General features: G+C 75.4%; 15 protein-coding genes. 6 read left to right on the forward strand and 9 right to left on the reverse strand.

The annotated features are described in order from the left end of the window. Positions 1-160: 160 nt before the first annotated feature. Both ACFV4N_RS10125 and ACFV4N_RS10130 read left to right on the forward strand, forming a co-directional pair. Complete coding sequence (locus tag ACFV4N_RS10125; RefSeq protein ID WP_499672147.1) at positions 161-1330, forward strand: hypothetical protein; 1170 nt, start codon at positions 161-163, stop codon at positions 1328-1330. A gap of 304 nt (positions 1331-1634) precedes the next feature. Next, positions 1635-2786, forward strand: a complete 1152-nt coding sequence (locus ACFV4N_RS10130) for an L-talarate/galactarate dehydratase (protein ID WP_499672148.1) — start codon at positions 1635-1637, stop codon at positions 2784-2786. Positions 2787-3087: 301 nt separating this feature from the next. Here ACFV4N_RS10130 and ACFV4N_RS10135 read toward each other — a convergent pair whose 3' ends face one another. The 3 genes from ACFV4N_RS10135 to ACFV4N_RS10145 form a co-directional block, all read right to left on the reverse strand. After that, positions 3088-6273 carry a M48 family metalloprotease gene (locus ACFV4N_RS10135; protein ID WP_499672149.1) on the reverse strand — a complete coding sequence of 1062 codons (3186 nt, stop codon included), beginning with the start codon at positions 6271-6273 and terminating at the stop codon, positions 3088-3090. Positions 6274-6276: 3 nt separating this feature from the next. Then, positions 6277-6756, reverse strand: a complete 480-nt coding sequence (locus ACFV4N_RS10140; RefSeq protein WP_499672150.1) for a hypothetical protein — start codon at positions 6754-6756, stop codon at positions 6277-6279. Positions 6757-6889: 133 nt separating this feature from the next. Beyond that, positions 6890-7675 carry an SDR family NAD(P)-dependent oxidoreductase gene (locus tag ACFV4N_RS10145; protein WP_499672151.1) on the reverse strand — a complete coding sequence of 262 codons (786 nt, stop codon included), beginning with the start codon at positions 7673-7675 and terminating at the stop codon, positions 6890-6892. A gap of 88 nt (positions 7676-7763) precedes the next feature. On the opposite strand from ACFV4N_RS10145, the gene ACFV4N_RS10150 reads away from it, so the two are divergent. Then, complete coding sequence (locus tag ACFV4N_RS10150; protein ID WP_499672152.1) at positions 7764-8615, forward strand: helix-turn-helix transcriptional regulator; 852 nt, start codon at positions 7764-7766, stop codon at positions 8613-8615. Here the strand turns inward: ACFV4N_RS10150 and ACFV4N_RS10155 are convergent. From ACFV4N_RS10155 to ACFV4N_RS10175, 5 genes are all read right to left on the reverse strand, one after another. Continuing rightward, positions 8612-9940: a GGDEF domain-containing protein gene (locus tag ACFV4N_RS10155; RefSeq protein ID WP_499672153.1), complete on the reverse strand. Its 1329-nt coding sequence runs from the start codon at positions 9938-9940 to the stop codon at positions 8612-8614. The genes ACFV4N_RS10150 and ACFV4N_RS10155 overlap by 4 nt on opposite strands. A gap of 271 nt (positions 9941-10211) precedes the next feature. After that, complete coding sequence (locus ACFV4N_RS10160) at positions 10212-11435, reverse strand: MFS transporter (protein ID WP_499672154.1); 1224 nt, start codon at positions 11433-11435, stop codon at positions 10212-10214. Positions 11436-11608: 173 nt separating this feature from the next. Next, a complete protein-coding gene (locus ACFV4N_RS10165; RefSeq protein ID WP_499672155.1) occupies positions 11609-12250 on the reverse strand; it encodes a nucleotidyltransferase domain-containing protein in 642 nt (213 codons plus the stop codon). A gap of 20 nt (positions 12251-12270) precedes the next feature. Next, positions 12271-13158 (reverse strand): aminoglycoside phosphotransferase family protein, encoded by an 888-nt coding sequence (locus tag ACFV4N_RS10170; protein ID WP_499672156.1) that lies wholly within the window; start codon positions 13156-13158, stop codon positions 12271-12273. Between the two features lie 24 nt (positions 13159-13182). Next, positions 13183-14652 (reverse strand): MFS transporter, encoded by a 1470-nt coding sequence (locus ACFV4N_RS10175; protein ID WP_499672157.1) that lies wholly within the window; start codon positions 14650-14652, stop codon positions 13183-13185. 207 nt (positions 14653-14859) lie between these two features. Here ACFV4N_RS10175 and ACFV4N_RS10180 point away from each other — a divergent pair, with 207 nt between their 5' ends. The 3 genes from ACFV4N_RS10180 (at position 14860) to ACFV4N_RS10190 (ending at position 17553) form a co-directional block, all read left to right on the forward strand. Continuing rightward, positions 14860-15231, forward strand: coding sequence for a YciI family protein (locus ACFV4N_RS10180; RefSeq protein WP_499672158.1), 372 nt, complete (start codon positions 14860-14862; stop codon positions 15229-15231). Further along, positions 15228-16451: an RNA polymerase sigma factor gene (locus ACFV4N_RS10185; protein WP_499672159.1), complete on the forward strand. Its 1224-nt coding sequence runs from the start codon at positions 15228-15230 to the stop codon at positions 16449-16451. Before ACFV4N_RS10180 ends, ACFV4N_RS10185 begins: the two co-directional genes overlap by 4 nt. Positions 16452-16512: 61 nt before the next feature. Next, positions 16513-17553, forward strand: coding sequence for a YxiH-YxzG fusion protein (locus tag ACFV4N_RS10190; RefSeq protein WP_499672160.1), 1041 nt, complete (start codon positions 16513-16515; stop codon positions 17551-17553). Positions 17554-17634: 81 nt separating this feature from the next. Here the strand turns inward: ACFV4N_RS10190 and ACFV4N_RS10195 are convergent, their stop codons facing one another. Further along, positions 17635-18453: a phosphotransferase enzyme family protein gene (locus ACFV4N_RS10195; RefSeq protein ID WP_499672161.1), complete on the reverse strand. Its 819-nt coding sequence runs from the start codon at positions 18451-18453 to the stop codon at positions 17635-17637. Positions 18454-18525 lie beyond the last annotated feature (72 nt).

The following is an 18525-nucleotide window of genomic DNA, read 5'->3' on the forward strand; positions in this document are numbered from 1 at the left end:
GGCGGGGGTGCGAGGAGCACCGCAGGTGTCGCCGGTGATCTGGTCGGGTCCACTTGGCCGCCCGACGCGGTGGTCTTGCCGCCGAGCGCTTCCCCCGCCGATTGGAGCGCACCAGGGTGGGACGTGGCCGGATCCATCGACCACAAAGGACGTGTTGACCGTGACGGACACCACCGAGGCACCCCTCACCACCCAGGCGACCTCGACGGCGCGCGGCGTGCGCACCGAGCAGCAGCGGATGGACCGCACCCGCGCGATCCTGTCCGGCGCCCGCAGCGACAGCCGGGGTGCGCGCCGGATCCTCACCAACCGACCGGGCAACGTCATGCTCGGGACGCTGCTGCACGCCGGCGCCCGCCTGGAGGCCGGGCTGCCGCTGACCGACCTGGAGCAGCGCCTGGTCGACCTGGCGTCGAAGTACGTCCCGGTGCCCGAGTTGCGCGCCTTCGGGCGCGCCTACGCCGAGGCCCGCGCGGCGGGCCCCGTCCCCGCCCTGCCCGAGGCGGTGACGCGCAGGCCCGTGGAGACGGGCTACAGCCTGGCGGAGCTGACCGATGACCTGCCCGTCATCGGGCAGCAGGTGCTGGCGCAGCCCAACGCGCGCGTGGTGGACGTGGGCGCCCTGGCGCCCGACGAGCCGATCGACGACGAGGCGTTCACCTCCGCGCTGGCCACCCATGCCCGCGGCATCACCATCCTCACCGGCCCGCCCGTGCCGGACACCGGCACCCTCGGCGCGCTGACCGTGCGGCTGCGGATGCACCGCTTCCACTGCGTGAAGGAGTCCGGCGAGGTGGGCCGGGACGAGATCTACTGGGCGGTGGCCGCGGGCAGCGACACCACCGCGCGCAAGTCGTTCAAGACCCGCGAGTACGGTGCGGTGTCCACCGGGGACAGCGAGGACTTCGACTACGTCTACCAGGAGCAGACCTACCTGTTCAGCGGCACCGCCGACCAGCACGTGACCACCGACATCCAGTGCTGGGAGGCCGACGACAGCAGCGGCGGCTTCTACAACGACCTGCGCTCGGCCCTGTCGGACTTCGCCGACTACGCCGCGCGGGCCTCCTCCCAGCTGACCACCGCCGGCGACAACGAGACCGCGAGGGCCGCCGCCTGGGCCGCCTTCATGTCGCTGGGCGCCAGCCTGCTCAACGCCATCCTGGGCTGGCTGACCAACGACGACGACCTGGTGTGCGAACGCAGCATCGGCTTCACCCGCTCCGGTTTGCTCGCCCTGGCCGCCAGGCCGAACAACGAGGACTACTGGCACTTCAACGGCGGAGGCGGCGGCCACCACAAGCTCTACCTGCGCATCAACGACCTCTGACCCCTGTCGGCGAACGGGGCGGCCAGCCGCGCTCCACGACCTCGACGGGGAGCGACGGGCCGGCGGCCGCGTGCCCGACCGGGTCCGGGTCGGGCACGAAGCCGACCAGGACGTCGGTTGGCAGGTCGGGGCGCGCGGCGGCCCGACCTGCCGCGCGACGTCGTCCCGGAGGCGGTGCGGCAGGGTTTCCGCGCGGGTGTCCGAGTGTGCGGCGACCGCCCGGAGGGCCGGGTGCGGGGGTCCTTGCGCCACCGCGGCGGAAGAGTTTGAATTCGGGCACGGAAAGCGCTTCCCGAGGAGCCCGATGCCCACCGCCCCCGTCCCCGCTCACGCCCACGACCGGATCGAGTCCGTCACGCTGTCCTCGGTGACCCTGCCCCTGCCGACCGGGATCAGCGACGCCAAGGTGTTCACCGGCAGGCAGCGCCCCATGACCGAGGTCGCGCTGCTGTTCGCCGAGATCCGCACCGAGGCCGGGCTGGAGGGCGTCGGTTTCAGCTACTCCAAGCGCGCCGGCGGGCCCGCGCAGTTCGCCCACGCCCGCGAGGTCGCGCCCGACCTGATCGGCGAGGACCCCAACGACATCGGCCGGCTGTGGACCAAGCTGGTGTGGGCGGGCGCCTCGGTCGGCCGCAGCGGCGCCGCCACCCAGGCGCTGGCCGCGTTCGACGTGGCCCTATGGGACCTCAAGGCCAAGCGCGCCGGGCTGCCGCTGGCCAAGCTGCTCGGCGCGCACCGCGACTCGGTGCGCTGCTACGACACCTCCGGCGGTTTCCTGCACGAGCCGGTCGAGCGGATCAAGGACAACGCCACCCGCACGCTGGGGTCCGGCGTCGGCGGCATCAAGATCAAGGTCGGCCTGCCCGACACGGCGGAGGACCTGCGCCGCGTGGCCGCCGTCCGCGAGCACCTGGGCGACGCCGTGCCGCTGATGGTCGACGCCAACCAGCAGTGGGACCGGCCCACCGCCATGCGGGCCTGCCGGGCGCTGGAGGAGTTCGACCTGGTCTGGATCGAGGAGCCGCTGGACGCCCACGACACCTCCGGCCACGCCGAACTCTCCCGGGCGCTGACCACCGCCATCGCCTCCGGCGAGATGCTGACCAGCGTCGCCGAGCACTACGAGCTGATCCGGGCGGGCGCGGTCGACGTCCTGCAACCCGACGCGCCCCGGGTCGGCGGCATCACCGAGTTCCTCAAGCTCGCCACCCTCGCCGACCACCACCACCTCCAGCTCGCGCCGCACTTCGCCATGGAGATCCACGTCCACCTGGCCGCCGCGTACCCGAGGGAACCGTGGGTCGAGCACTTCGACTGGCTGCACCCCCTGTTCAACGAACGCCTCGAAACGAGGGACGGCCGCATGCACCTCTCGGACCGCCCCGGCCTGGGCGTCACCCTCAGCGACCAGACCCGCGCCTGGACCACCGACCGCGCGGTGGTCACGAGCCGTTGACCGCCGGCGGCGGCCCGATCGGCGGCCCCGGCCACCGGAACGCGTGACGGCGCCTCGGAGCAGGCGCGCGCACCCGTGCGTCGGAGCCGGCACGCGCAGCCGTGCGGTTGATCGGCGGCCCGGGTCCGGCCGGATCCGGATGACCCGCTGTGCGCGGCACGCCTCGTCGCCGAGGCTGCTGCCTACCGGCTCGGGCAGGCGGTGGGCGGACAGCGGGTAGTCGCCGCCGGGGTCGCTCCTCGCCGCTGGTGTCCGGACGTGGTCGTCAGCAGGCGCGGGGTCGTCAGCAGGCGCGGGGTCATCAGCAGGCGTCGTCGGTCACGCCGCGCACCCGGTTGTCCAGACACGCCACGACCTCTTGCAGCCGCTCGATCTCCACCAGCACCGTGCGCAGGCCGTCCACGTCGAGGTCCACGAGCGCTTGGGCGCACCCGAGCCCCGCCTCGGCGGCCGACCGCACGAAACCGTCCCACCGCTCCTGCACCCACGGGTCGCTCACGGGGAAGAAGCCGTGCGCGTCCTTCGCCACCTCGGTCACCTCGGCGCAGTGGGGCGCGAGCGCGGTGGTCTCCACCTGGCCTTGAACTTTGTTCAAGTAAGCGAACAGGTCGGTGGCGGCGGTGTCGAAACGGGTCATCAGGTCACGGGCGCCCCGGTCCGCCCACTGCGCGGGGTCCAGGGCTTCGCCGAGGTCGGGCACGGTGGCGGTCGGTTCGTCACCGCGTGCGACGGCGTCCAGGCCGGCGCTCAGCGCGGTCGCGGCGTCGGCGGCCCGACGGGTCCAGGCCCGGTGCGTGCCGGGGTCGGTGGCGCAGCTCGCGCGGGCGCGGGCGGAACGCGTGACGACGGCGTCCCACAGGGGGCGCAGGCGAGGGTCGGGCACGCGGAGGAACGTTTCGGCGGCCCGCGCGGCGGTGGTGGTGTCGGCGCAGGTCTCGGCGGTGGTGACGCGGTTGAGGATCGCGCGACCGCCGACCCGGGCCCAGGCCGCGGCCTGCAACCGCGTCGTGTGGGCGGATGCGGGAGAGGACTGGCCGGGGCCGGGGCGGAACGGCAGTTCGCCGGACGGGGTCGCGACCCCTCTCGCCACTTCGACCCCGCTGACGAGGAACGCGGCGGTGGCGAGCACGGCCACGACTGCGCGGCGCCGGGGCTCAAGGCTTCGGTGGGGCTCAAGGTCGTGGCGGGGCTCGGAAACCTGAGCGGGCTCGTGATCCTGACCGGGCTGGGAGACCTGGCGGGTTGGCGGGGCACCAGGCGTGGCCGGCGCCGGGTCGGTGGTGGCAGCAGAGACGGTGGCGGCAGCGGAGACGGTGGTGGCAGCGGAGTTGGTGGTGGCAGCGGAGTCGGTGGCGGGCAGGTCGGCAGCAGGATCCGCGGCAGGGTCGGTGGCAGCCGGGACGGCGCGGGTCCGGACCAGCCTGCGGATCGCCGCGCGGACCCCGGCGACGGCCACCGCCACCACGGCGGCCGCAACCAGGGCCAGGGTGATGACCGGCTCCAGGACCGACCAGGAACGCAGACCGACGGCGGCCGCCAGGGTGGTCAGCGCGGCGACCTGGCCGGCCGACAGCAGGACCGGCAGGTGGTGGCGGCCCGGTGCGGTGGCGGCGGCGAGGAGCGCGGCGGCCGTGACGGCGGTGAACGTCGCGGCGATGAACTCCAGTTCCGGCAGGTCGCGGCACACGACCAGCGCCGCGCCGGCCACCACGCCCGCGAGCAGGCCGGGCGCCACGACGCGGCGCAGCCGGGGCAGCGGGGTCGGGGGCGGTCCGGGCAGGTCGGGGTCCGCTTCGCGGACCCAGCGCAGCGGTCCCCGCCGGACCGCCCACGCCAGCAGCGGCACCACCCAGGCCAGGGCCACCGCCACCAGCACCAGGGGCACCTTCGTCACGCTCGCCGTCAGCGGCACGGCCGCCACGACGACCTCCACCAGCCACGGCGGCCCGACACCGGGGATCCTGCGCTGGAACTCGGCGACCATCGCGTCCAACTCGACCGGCCAGCCGACCACCAGCACCGCACCGCCGCCGAGCCACCACGCGAACCACGTCGACAGCACCACGCACCCGGCCGCGAGGACCAGCAGCATCGGCGCGCGCAGCGTGCGCCCCGACCACGTCCCGGCCCACAGGCGGGCGCACCGGGCGATCCACCAGGCGAACGCCACACCGGCCACCACGACCACCGGCAGGAGCCACCAGCGGGCGGGCACCCAGTCGTGGACGACGTTCTGCCCGGTCACCAGCTCCCCCGCGAGCACCCCCGCCCCGAGCCACAGCCCGGCGCGCACGCCGGTCGGCGCGGCGAGGCCGGTCAACCTCGCGTGCACGACGGCGCGCCACAGGGCGATGCCCAGGACGCCGGTGACGAGCCCGGCCGCGAGGAGCGCGACGAACTGGTCCACCCACCACCCGGCGAACCGGTGGTCCTTGAGGTACTGCCAGGCGGAGTTGTTGATCAGCGCGGCGCCCACGCCGGTGAGGAACATCGGCAGCGCCCGCACGCCGAACAGCGGCGCCGGGTCGTCCAGGGACGCGCGCCGCAGGTCCCCGCGCGGGTGCGTGCGCCACAGCTCGGCGAACGCGCCGCCGAACGGCCGGGTGTCCGCGACGTCCCAGCCGCGCCGGTCCGCGCCCCACCGCAGCGCCGTCAGGTCGGCGTGGACCTCGCGGGTGCGCAGCACGTCCGCCCGCGCGAGGTGCACCAGCAGCACCAGCACGACCGCGAGCACGGCGCCGCGCGCGAGGACGGGCAGGGTGGACGACCACAGCGGCGAGGACGGGCCGTCCGCGAACCGCGCGGCCAGCCACACCGCCTCCGGCAGCAGCACCAGCGCCAGGAACGCCCGCCACAGGGCGACGGTCGCGCCGGTGAGGGTGACGTCGCGGTTGTGGACGTGCGCCAGCTCGTGCAGCACGACCGCGCGGAACCCCGCGGGGTCGGCGGCGCGGCGCACGAGCAGCCCGGCGTGCAGGCTCACGACGGGTTCGCGGTCCCGGCCGAACACGACGGCGCCGGTGGACGCGGCGGTCGGGTCCACCACGAACGCGGGTGACCTCGGCAGCCCGGCGGTGGCCACCAGGTCGTCGAGGGCGGCGGTCAGGTCGCCGTCGCGGTCGACGCGCGCCACCGGCACCAGCCGGCGCGCCTTGCGGGCGGCGGTGGCGAAGAACAGGGCGGTCGCGACCAGGCCCAGCACGACCGGCCCGAGCAGCGGCAGCCACCACGGCGGCGGTGGCGCGTGGTGGGCGAGGCACGCTTCGAGGGGGCCGGCCTGGCTGAGCCGGCCGCCGAGCACGGCCAGGTCCCCCCGGTCCGGGTCCCAGCCGGCGGCCAGCCAACACGACCACGGGTCGGGGTCCACCGGCAACGAGGCGAAGTCCGAGGCCGCCGCCACCGACGCGACCGCCAGCAGCACCAGCAGCAGCGTGAACCGGACGGTCGTGCCGGGGCCCAGGACCCGTTCGTCGACCCGGGACGCCACCGCCTACTCCGGCTCGGGCTCGTCGCCCAGGACCAGGCGCGCGACGATGGCGTCGGCGATCGACTCGGCCTCCTCCGGCGCGAGCCCCCGTCGCACGGCGGTCTCCAGCGCCTTGCGCCGCACCTCGGCCAGCTGCTCGGCGGTCAGCGGCAGCGCCACCACCGGCTCGACGGCCTTCCGCCGCCGGACCAGCCGCCGCACGCGGTCCACGAGGCTGTCGGCGGCCGAGTCGGTCAGCCTGGTCACGACGTGCTCGACGGCCACCCACACGACCGGCGTGACGATCACCGCCACGTCGCCCAGCCCGAACCCCAGCGGCTCCCGCCGGACACCGGTCCCCCCGACCCGGCGGGAGGCGTCACCGGGGTCGAGGGCGGCGAGCGCGTCGACGACCGGGACCTCCTCCGGCGCCACCCGGGCGACGACGTCGCGCACGACGTCGGCCACGCGGCGGTGCCCGACCTGCTCCAGTTCCGACGTCAACAATCCCCCCCCGCGGCGCTCCCGAACCCGGACCACCAGTCAAGCGACCGGTCGGGGCGGGCTGGGGCGAACCGCCCCGGAAACACCCCAACGGGCTAACTCCGACCGCCCCGGTCGGACCGGACCGCCCCCCTCACGCGCCGGCGCCGCCGTCGACCGGCAGGATCGCGCCGGTCACGTACGAGGCCCGGTCGCTGAGCAGCCACGCGGCCGCCTCGGCGACCTGCCGGGGCTGGGGCAAGCAGGCGAGCGGGGGGGTGGCAGTCACCTGCGCGATGATGCCGGGCGTCGCCGCCTCCCAGGCGTCGATCATCTGCGTGGCGGTGCCGCCGGGGGTGATGCCGTTGACCCGGATGCCGTCACCGGCCCAGTTCACGGCGGCGCTCTCGGTGAGGCTGTTGAGCGCGCGTTTCATGGCCCCGTACGCGGGGAGGACGGGGTTCGCGCGGCGGCTGCCGATGCTGGACGTGTTGACGATCGCGCCACCGCCGCCCTGCCGCATGAGCGCGGCCTCGGCGGTCATGGCGGTCCAGTGCGCGCGGAAGTTCACCGTGAACTGCTCGTCGATGTCCTCGTCGGTGGTGGTGTCGACCGGGCCGACCTGCCGCTGGATGGCGGCGCCGTTGTTGAAGGCGCCGTCCAGCCGCCCGTGCAGCTCGTCGACGCGGCCGACCGCGGCGCGGATGCTCGCGGGGTCGGCGAGGTCCAGGGTGACGGCGTCGGCGACGCCGCCGTCCGCGCGGACGTCGGCGACGACGCGGTCGAGGGCGTCGGCGCTCCGCGCGGCGAGCACGACGGCGGCGCCCTCGGAGGCGAAGAGCCGGGCCGCGGCCGCCCCGATGCCGCGGCTGGCGCCGGTGATGAGGACGACCTTGCCGGTGAGCAGGCCGATGGGCGCGATGTCGCTGTTGTTCGTCATGGCGACCAGCCTCCGGCCGGTCCCGGACCTCAGGCAGGCACAAGCTGTACCAGGATGGCGCGACCGCGCGGCGTGCAGACTGGGCGGCGTGGACAAGCACGAACTGGGGGCGTTCCTCCGCAGCCGTCGTGAACGGCTCCGGCCGCAGGACGTCGGCCTCCCACCCGGGTCGCGGCGCCGGACGCCGGGCCTCCGCCGCGAGGAGGTCGCGGTCCTCGCGCACATCTCCACCGAGTACTACACCCGGCTCGAACAGGGCAGGGCGCCCAGGCCGTCGGGCGAGGTCCTCGCCGCCCTCGCCGGCGCGCTGCGGCTCACCGACGCCGAGTCCGACCACCTCCACCTCCTCGCGGGCACCGCGCCGACCCGGACCCGGCTGCACCGGCGCGACGTCCGCCCGAGCATCCTCGCGCTCCTGGACCGGCTGCCGCGGACGGCGGCCTTCGTCGTGTCCGCCGCATTCGAGGTGCTCGCGTGGAACGACCTCGCGGCCGCGCTCATGGAGGACTTCGGCGGGCTCGACGCAGGGGAGCGCAACCTCGCGCGCAAGGCGTTCCTCGGGCCGCAGCCCGCCGACGCGGCCCTGTACGGGATCTCCGACGCCGCCGAGTTCCGCCACCACGTGGTCCTGGAGCTGCGCGCCGCCCTCGCCCGCTACCCGGCGGACCCCGGGGTGACCGAGCTCGTCGACGAGCTGCGCGACGGCAGCCCCGACTTCGCCCGGCTCTGGGAGCGGCACGACGTGCGGGCCGCGCCGGTGCTCACCAAGACCTTCCACCACCCGGTCGTCGGACGGGTCACCGTCGACTGCGACACCCTCGCGCTCACCGACCGCGACCAGCACCTCGTCGTCTACAGCGCGCCACCGGGGTCGTCGGACGCCGAGGCGCTGGCCCTCCTGGACGTCCTGGGCGCCCAGGCAGGCGACCACCTGCGCTAACGCGGGACCGGGAGGTCGGCGGCGGGTGGCAGCGGCGCGAGGACGAAGCGGTCGCCGCCCGCGTCCTTGGCGACCCGCTGCGCCGCGTCGGCCGTGAGGAGGAGCCGGTCGACGCTGTCGCCGTGCGCGGTGGACAGCGCGGCGCCGAGCGAGGCGGTCAACCCGCCCACCGGGACCGGCCCCGCCGGTGTGGTGAGCGTCAGCTCCAGCCCGCGCAGGGCGCGCAGGAGCCGGGCGCAGATGTCCTCGACGTCGTCGGGCCCGGCGCCCGGCAGCAGCACCACGAACTCGTCGCCGCCGAACCGGGCGACGAAGTCGCCCTCGCGCAGCTCCGCCTGCAGGGCTCTCGCCACCACGACCAGCAGCTCGTCCCCGGCCCGGTGGCCCAGCCGGTCGTTGACCTCCTTGAAGCGGTCGAGGTCGATCATCAGCAGGGCGCACGACCGGCCCTGCTCGCACAGCCGGTCGAGGTGCGCGCCGGCCACGTGCGCGAAGTACGTCGCCTCCATCAGCCCGGTCTTGGGGTCGGACTGGAGGCGGCGCTGGAACTGCGGCACGAGGAACGTGCGGTGCAGCACCGGCACGCTGAACATCTGGATGACCACCAGCCACGGCGCGTGGACCACCACCACGGCCATGCCGATGCCCAGCGCCAGCGCGGCGGCCACGATGCGCTGCTCGGCCGGGTCGCCGAAGGCCTGGCGCAGCGGCGCGCCCGGGTTGTTGAGCGCGATGACCAGGACGACGAGGGCGAAGTTGACGAACCACCAGGTCACCGCCGCCGCCAGCAGCACGGCGGCGCCCAGCGGGCCGTCGGGGATGGTCGGCGCGCCGGTCTGCCCGCTGAGGGCGAGCACCGCGGCGGCGGCCCCGGACGCCAGGACGAAGGTGCCCGCCGAGAAGACCTTCCGGCACGCCACCGAGCGCCCGTCCACGCGGGTCCAGGCGTGCATGAAGGTCACCGCGGTGAGCGCCACGACCAGCGGCAGCGGCAGCAGCAGGACGCCGGTGAAGACCCACAGGCTCTTGAGGTTCACGTAGGGCGAACCCTGGGTCGTCACCTCGCGCAGGCGCTCGATGCCGCGGGCCGCCTCCAGGTGCACCACGGCGCCCGCCAGCAGCACGCCGAAGCGCACCAGGTCGGTCGAGGAGATGGTGGCGGACACCGAGGTCAGCACGACCACCGCGACCGCCGCGACGTCGACGAGCAGCACGTAGGCGAGCACCGGCCGGGGTAGCTCCCAGAGCCGCCAGCGGGACGGCTGAACCAGGCGCAGGCGTTGACCGGCGGCTCGGCGCTGCGGAGACTCCGCGCTCACACTCATGTCACGACCCCATACGGTTCCAACCAGCCGCACCTGCACGTTCCCAGCACGGTAACCACGGGACCACCCCAAGTCACGAGCCCGTACGGGTGCGGTCTTGTCCCTGGCCCAGCACGACCGGTAACGAGGAGCACCCCATGCGCATCACCGCTGGTAACGAGTGGACCCCGAGCGCCGCCCGCGGCAACGAGTGGACGTTCCGCCACGGCAACGAGTGGACCCTTCGGGGCAACGAGTGGACTCCCTCGGCGGGATCCCGGCCGGGACGCGGCTAGCCGGCGCTCGCGCGCTGCCAGGCCCCGGTCGCCAGCAGCGCGCCGAGCACGCCGAGCCCACCGGCGACCGCGATGACCGACGCCGCGGACGTCGCGGTCGCCGCGAGGCCGGCCAGCACGATGCCGCCGCCCTGGGCGGTGCGCAGCGCGGTGCCGGCCAGGCCGAGGCACTGCCCGCGGTGCTCGTCCGGCACCAGCCGCACGAACAGCGTGCGCGCGACCACGTGGTACCCGGAGGCGGCGCCGGACAGCGCCCACAGCACCACCGTGAGGGCGAGCCCCGGGCGCGCGGCGCACAGCACCAGCACCGCGCAGGCGGCGACCGCCAGCGGGCCCATCAGCCGCACGCGCAGCCGCTCGTCGAGCCTGGCCACCAGCACGGTGCCGACCACCGTGCCCGCCGGGTTGGCCGCGAGCAGCAGGCCCACGGCCGCCGTCCCCTCGCCGATCTCGTCGGCGTACGGGACCGCCAGGCCCTCGACCACGACGTAGCAGCCCGCGACGCAGGCCAGCCCGAGCAGCGCGCGGAGCCGCCGGTCGCCCAGCACCAGGCCCAGCCCCGTGCGCAGCGAGGTCCACCAGGACCAGGCCGCCGCGCCCGTCGAGGTCGCGGCCGCCGCGTGCGCCGCGGGCCGGGCGCGCACGCCCAGGCGCACGAGGACCGCGGACACCAGGAACGTCCCGGCGTCCAGCAGCAGGCCCTCGCCGACGCCGAGCCCCGCCACGACCAGGCCGCCGGTGGCGAAGCCGACCACCTGGCTCGACTGCACCATGACGTCCTGGACGGCGACGCCCACCACGTAGCGGTCGCCCGTCAGCGCGGCCGCCAGGGTCGCGCCGCGCGCGGCGCCGTGGGGTGCGCCGAGCGCCTGCACGAGCACCAGCAGCGCGGCGGCGACCCACAGCGGCAGGCCGGGCGCCGCCATGAGGGCGACGAGCGCCGCGCGGGCGAGGTCGGTCACCACCATGACGGCGCGGCGCGGGTACCGGTCCGCCAGGCCGGACAGCAGCGGTCCGCTGACCAGGTCCGGCAGGTAGGTCAGGCCGTAGGTCGCGGCGGTCCAGCCCGCCGAGGAGGTGCGCTCGTAGACCAGGACGGACAGGGCGACCCGGGCGAGCTGGTCGCCCACCATGCTCAGCAGCTGCGCCGCGAACAGCGCCTGGAACTCCCGGTCGGCGAGCACCGCGCGCAGCCGCGCCGGACCGCCTGCCTCCGCCATCAGCTCCCCCTCCGGGCCGCTCCGCGCGACCCCCAGGATGCCCGGTGCGGCAACCGGGTGCGCGACCGCACGCCGCCCGTCCGCCCGTCCGGTCCGGTCTCGGCGGCCGGTGGAGAGGGCTGCCCCGGCGCCGGCCGAACGGGTGGGCCGCGCCGGGCTGTTCGCGCGCGGCGCTACAGGTCCGCGAGCCAGCGGTGCCCCGGGTAGGCGTGGGCGACGAGTTCGGCGAGGGTCCCGCGCTGGGCGGGGGTCAGGCGCGGGACGGCCCGGTCGAAGTCCGCCTGGTCCTTCGGGCGGGCGTGCTCGGCCTTGAACAGCAGGACCAGTTCGGGCGCCAGGTACGGGACGCCGTCGTCGGTGTGGCGGATGACGTCGCGGTAGGGCAGCCGGATCGTCCCGTCGTGCCGGCAGACCCAGGTGTCGCCGTCGTGCGGTTCGCGGAACACGTCGAGCAGGTAGTCGCCGGTGGCCGGGTCGCGCAGCCAGGTCTGGTGCGTGGCGGCCAGCACCTCCGGTGTGGCATCCGCCCAGATCCGGCCGCTGCTCACGGCGTCGAAGGCGTACCCGGGGAAGCGGGCGCGGACCTCGGGGAAACCGGCGGCCGGCACCGCGATCTCGATGTCCCCGTGCGCGCGCGTCGGGGCGCCGTGGAACAGGTCCAGCGCCCAGCCGGCGGCGACGCACCAGGGCGTGGCGACCCCGGCCAGCCGCCGCGCGACGACGTCCGGGGTCCAGCAGGACGCCCACCTCGCGTCCAGGGCTCCGACCTCGGCGGGTGACAGTTCGATGCCGCCTTCGGGCAGGTGCTCGCTCACCGGGAGGAGCCTATCGGCGTTCAGGTCGCGGCCGAGGCCCGTTCGAGCGCGGCCCGACCCGCCGGTTCCCACGTCGGTTTGCCCCCGGCGAGGCCGAGCCTGCCGTTGCGCCCGATGGCGATCAGGGTCAGCGCGCGCAGCACGGCCCAACCGCGCGCCCGCGTGACGGTGGCCTCGTCGGCGTCCCCGTAGGCGTCGAAGAACCGGTCCGCCGCGCCCGCCGGCAGCAGGACCCAGGCGGCCGACAGGTCGATCGCCGGATCGCCCGCGCACAGCTCGCCGAAGTCGACCACCCCGGCGAGCGCCCCGTCCCGCACGACCGCGTTCGCGGGGTGCAGGTCGCCGTGCAGCCACCTCGGCGACCCCCGCCACGCCGGCGCCGCGACGGCCTCCGCCCAGATCTCCCGGGCGGTGCCCGCGCCCGCCTCGCCCTCGATGACCCGCGACCACTCGGCGAACCCGTCCCCCTCCCCCGCCCGCGGGATGCGCCGCGTCGGGTTGACCGGGGCGTCGGCGGGCGCCCGTCGGTGCAGGGCGCGGAGGAAACCCGCCAGGGTCTCGGCCGCGTCGGCGCGGGTGATCGGCGCGCGGTCCGCCGGGACGCCCTCCACCCAGCGCACGACCGTCCACGTGTGCCCGAACAGCGCCGAGGGCTCACCGACGCGCACCGGGACCGGCGTCGGCAGCGGCAGCCGCCCGGCCAGCGCGGGCAGCCACTCCTGCTCGGTGCGCAACAGGTCCGGGGCGCGCCCGGTGCGCGGCAGGCGCACGGCCAGTTCCCCGCCCAGGCGCCACATCTGGTTGTCCCAACCGCCGTCGACGTCCCGGAGTTCCAGGTCGGCCAGGTCCGGGTGCTGTTCCCGCAGCAGCGCGCGCACCAGCCCCTGCTCGAACCTGACCTCGTCCACCGGCGCACCTCCCCCGGCAAGCTATCAGCGGCCGGGCTCCGCGAGGGCGTCGCTGCCGCGCGCGGCCAGGACCAGCGCGGTCAGCCCGGCGAAGACGACCGCGGTGAGGGCGCCGGTGACGTGCAGGCTGGAGGTGAACGCCTGCTTCGCGGTGTGCAGCAGGTCCTCGGCCCGGTCGGCGGGGAGGTGCCGGGCGGCGGTGATCGCGCCGGCCAGCGAGTCGGACGTGCCGTCGACCCCATCGCGGTAGACGGCCGCGGCGACCACGCCGAGCAGCGCGAAGCCGAGCGAACCGCCCAGGTAGTTGCCGGTCTCCGACATCGACGCCGCCGAGCCGGCGCGGTGCGGCGGCACGGAGTCGACGACCAGACCGGTGCCCAGGGCGAACAGGGGGCCCGTGCCCAGGGCCAGGACGGTGATGCCGGTCATCACCGACGGCAGGGCGCCGGGACCGCCGACGGTCACCAGCAGCAGGCAGCCCAGCGCCGAGACCGCCATCCCGCCCGCGATGGCGCTCGTCTGCCCGACCCGGCGGGCCAGCGCCGGCGCGACCGCCGTGCCGACCGCGACGCCCAGGCCCATCGGGGCGAACAGCACCGCCGCGACGACCGGTGGGAAGCCCAGCACTCCCTGGAGGTACTGCGTCACGAGCAGTCCCGTGCCGGCCATGCCGACGCCGGCGAAGACGAGCGCGACGAGCACGGCCGTGACCCGGCGGTCGCGCAACAGCCGCAGGTCCAGCAGCGGCGCCTCCAGCCGCAGCTGGCGACGTGCGAACATCGCACCGGCGGCCGTGCCCACCACGAGGGCCGTCGCGGGCACGAGGGACGTGCCGTCGACGGCCTGCTGCTTGACGCCGTAGACCACCAGGAGCACCGCCGCGAGCGAGAGCCCGACACCGACCGGGTCCACCCGCCCGGCTCGGTCGCTGCGGAACTCCGGCAGCAGGACCGGTCCGGCGAGCAGCAACAACGCCATCGCCGGCACCGCGACCAGGAACACCGACCCCCACCAGAAGTGCTGGAGCAGCAGCCCGGCGAGCACGGGCCCGAGGGCGCCGCCGGTGAACTGGCAGGCCGCCCAGGTCGCGATGGCCAGTCCGCGTTCCCGCCCGTCGCGGAACATGGTCGTGATGAGTGCCAGCGTGGAGGGCGCCAGGGTGGCACCGGCGACGCCCAGCAGCGCCCGCGCGACGATCAGCGTCAGCGGGTCGGTCGCGAAGGCTGCCACGACCGAGAGCGCCGCGAACGCGGCGGCGCCCACCAGGAGCAGCCGTCGGCGGCCGATCCGGTCGCCGAGCGTGCCCATCGTGATCACCAGGCCGGCGACCGCGAAACCGTAGCTGTCGCTGATCCACAGCTGCTCGACGCCGGTGGCGCCCAGGTCGGCGCTCAGGTCCGGCAGCGCGAGGAGCAACGCCGTCGCGTCCATCGCCACGAGCAGCGTGGGCAGCATCAGCAGCCCCAGCCCCAGCCACACCCGGTTGAACCGCATGGTCCGCACTCCTCGTCCTCCCGACGTCCTCTTGACGTCCCGCCGGGTGGTCGGAGCGGCCGGGTGATCCTTGACACGGCCGGCTCGCGGTCGCGGCGGCGGCCGGTGGGAAGATTTCGGGCGGGGCGATGTCAAGACGGCGGCGGCGGCTCCGACCAACAGGTCGAGAGGCCCGGTGGAGGGCCCGCCTACCACGAGGAGAACGGGATGCAGTTCCTGATCAGCCTGCACATCAACCCGGCCGTGCTGGACGCGTTGACCGACGAGGAGAAGGCGGCGATCGGCGAGGGCCACGCCCGGTTCATCGAGTCCCTGAAGTCCTCCGGTGAGCTGATCACCACGCAGGCGCTGGTCGACCCGTCGCAGGCCGCCGTGGTGTCGGTGCGCGACGGTCAGCCGGTGGTGACCGACGGGCCGTTCCTGGAGGCCAAGGAGTACCTGGGCGGCTTCTACCTGGTCGACTGCGAGGACAAGGCGCGGGCGGTCGAGCTGGCGGCGCGGATCCCCGACACCCGCTTCGAGGGCCTGGGGGTCGAGGTGCGGCAGGTGATGTTCGCCGACGGGCTGCCGGAGGCGTGAGCGCGCCGACCGCCGAGGACTTGCTGCGCCGGCTCGCGCCGCAGGTCCTCGGCACGCTCGTGCGCCGGCACGGCCGGTTCGAGGGCTGCGAGGACGCGGTGCAGGAGGCCGTCCTCGCCGCCACCGTGCAGTGGCCGGTCGAGGGGGTGCCGGACAACCCGCGTGGCTGGCTGGTGACCGTCGCATCGCGGCGGTTGGTCGACCGGCTGCGCAGCGACCACGCGCGTCGCGAGCGGGAGTCCGCGACAGCAGCCGCGTTGGCCGCCGAGCCGGTCCCCGAGCACGTGCCGGACACCGACGACACGCTCCTGCTGCTGTTCCTGTGCTGCCACCCCGCGCTGACCGCGGCCTCCCAGACCGCGCTGACGCTGCGCGCCGTGGGCGGCCTGACCACCGCCGAGATCGCCCGCGCGTTCCTGGTGCCGGAGGCCACGATGGCGGCCCGGATCAGCCGGGCCAAGCAGCGCGTCAAAGCCGCCGGCAGCACGTTCGACCTGCCGGGGGGATCCGAGCGCGAGGAACGGCTGCGGGTCGTCCTGCACGTGCTGTACCTGATCTTCAACGAGGGTTACACCGCCTCCTCGGGCACCGAGCTGCACCGCGTCGACCTCGCGCGCGAGGCCATCCGCTTGACCAGGTCGGTGCACGCACAGCTGCCCGGGGACAGCGAGGTCACGGGGCTGCTCGCGCTGATGCTGCTGACCCACGCCCGGCGGGCGGCGCGCACGACCGCGACCGGCGACCTCGTGCCGCTGGTCGAGCAGGACCGCTCCCGGTGGGACCGCGCGCTGGTCGAGGAGGGCACCGACCTGGCCAAGGCGTCCCTGGCAGGTTCCGTCCTGGGCCCCTACCAGCTGCAGGCCGCCATCGCCGCCACGCACACCGACGCGCCCACCGCCGAGCTGACCAACTGGCCGCAGGTGCACGCCCTCTACCTGGTCCTGGAGAGGATCGCGCCCAACCCGGTGGTCACCCTGAACCGGGCGATCGCGCTCGCCGAGGTCGAAGGACCCCGGGCCGGGCTGGCCCTGTTGTCCACCCTGGACGGCGACGCGCGGATGGACGGCCACCACCGGCTGTTGTCCGTGCGGGCGCACCTGCTGGAGAAGGCCGGCGACCGGGCGGGGGCGCACGAGCACTACCGGCGCGCCGCCAAGGCCACCGCGAGCATCGCCGAGCAGCGCTACCTGGAATCCCGGGCCGCCCGGGTGAGGACGTAGGCCGGGGCGTCGTGACCGGGTGGTTCGTCGGCGTCGTCCGATCTTCTGGTCCAATGCGCGCGTGGACGACGAATCCGGTTATGGGCCCGCGGACGCGGCGCGCCGCGCGGAGGTGATGGCGCTGCCCGTGGTGCGGGTGCGCCACCACGCGCACCTGGTCGCGCCCCGGCCGGGCGACGTGCGGCTGTGCGCGTCGGTCGGCCCCTCCGGCGAGGTGGTGGCGTTGTGGTCGAAGGCCGAGGACCTGTCGGCGTTGAGGTCGGTGACCGTGGGGTCGGGCGGGGCCGCGTTCCCCGACTCCCGGGCGCTCCGGCCGGTCGGCGCGCAGGTCACCGTGCACGTCCCGGACACGGCCGTGGTCACCGAGATCGCGGGCCTGACGGTGGCGTTCCCCACCGTGCAGCCGTTGCCCGGTGACCGGGTCCTCGTGGTGGGCGCCCGGTGCCGGTGGCTGCCGGGCGGTCCGGAGCGCAACGCGGTCGTGTACGGCCCCGACGGGGCGGTGCTGGGCGAGCGGACCCTCGGCGACGGCATCGAGCACGTGCTGACCAGCCGCCGGGGCGAGGTCTGGGTCGGCTACTTCGACGAGGGCGTCCACGGCAACCGCGGCTGGGGTTTCGGCGGCGATGAACCGCTGGGCGAGTGGGGGCTGAACCGGTTCTCCCCCGACCTCGCCCGGACGTGGCACTACCCGCAGCACGCGGTCGCGGCCTGGGGCGCGATCGACGACTGCTACGCGCTCAACGTCCACGGCGACACGGCATGGGTCTGCTACTACTGCGACTTCCCCATCGTGCGCATCCACGACGGCGCCGTGACCGGCTGGCACAACGACGTCCGCGGCGCCAGGGCACTGGTAGTGGGCAACTCCCGGGTCGCCCTGTACGGCGGCTACGGCCCCGACCACGACCGCCTGGTGACAGGCGTGCTCGACGGCGACCGGTTCCACGTGACCGGCGAGCACCGGCTCGTCCAGCCCGACGGGCAACCGCTGCCCGCCGCGACGCAGGTCTTCGGTCGGGGACCCGACCTGCACCTCCTCACCGAGGACACCTGGTGGCGGCTCGCCCTCGAGGACGTCCCCACCGGGTCGGCGCGCTGAACGGGACCCCACCGCGCGCTCAGCGGTGACCCGGCCAGGCCGGCGCCCGCCGCGGCCCGGCGGGGTCCCGACCGCCGGGCGTCAGGCGTCCGGGCCGTCGCGGTCGAGTGCCGCGCGGACCAGGTCCAGCCCCTCGACGCCCAGCCGGCGACCGTCGGGGAACCGGTCGTCCCGGTCCCAGCGCCACGCCGTCACCATGGCCTGCCCCAGGATCCGGCACCGGCGCACCAGGTCGTGGTCGGCACCCGGGTAGTGCTCGGTGACCTCTTCGGGCGCGTGGGCGAGGTCGAACTCGACCGGGCCGCGGCAGCAGGTCTCGAAGTCCACGAACAGCGGCCCGTGCGCCGTGGCGAGCACGTTGCCGGGGTGCGGCTCGCCGTGCAGCAGCTGCTCGGCCCCGCCGCGCCCGCCGATCGCCCGCCGCAGGTCCCGCAGGGCGTCGCCGAGGAACGCCCGGTCCGCGTCGGCGAGGGCCGGGGTGCGGTCGCGGCTCGCCACGAGCCGCTGGGCCTGCTCGACCCGGTCCGTGAAGTGCGGCACGGGGACGTCGAGTCCGCGCATGCCGGCGTGCAGCCGCCTCAGCGCGTCGGCGTAGTCGGCCGGTGAGACGTCAGGGGGTGTCGTGGACTCGTAGTAGGTCCACAGCGTGACCACGAAACCGTCGCGCTCGTGGACGCGCGGCCCCACCCGGGGGTCGAGGGCGGCCACCGGGCTCCCGGCGCCGACGAGCCGTTGGGCCAGCTCGACCTCCATCCGCGCGACCTGATCCGCCGCCGGCGCCACCCGCGCCAGGGCGTCGCACGGCAGCAGGCGCAGGGTGAGCTTGTTCGAGTCCTGGATGACCACCGCGTCGTCTACCGCCAGGCCGACCGATGCCGCGATGACTCCGGTCGCGGCCACCGCGCGCCGGGATTCCGATACCCGCACCGTCGCCGCCCCCTCACGCGTTCCCCCACCGGGACCCTACAGGGC

The sequence above is a fragment of the Actinosynnema sp. NPDC059797 genome, assembly GCF_042732085.1.
Classification (GTDB): domain Bacteria; phylum Actinomycetota; class Actinomycetes; order Mycobacteriales; family Pseudonocardiaceae; genus Actinosynnema.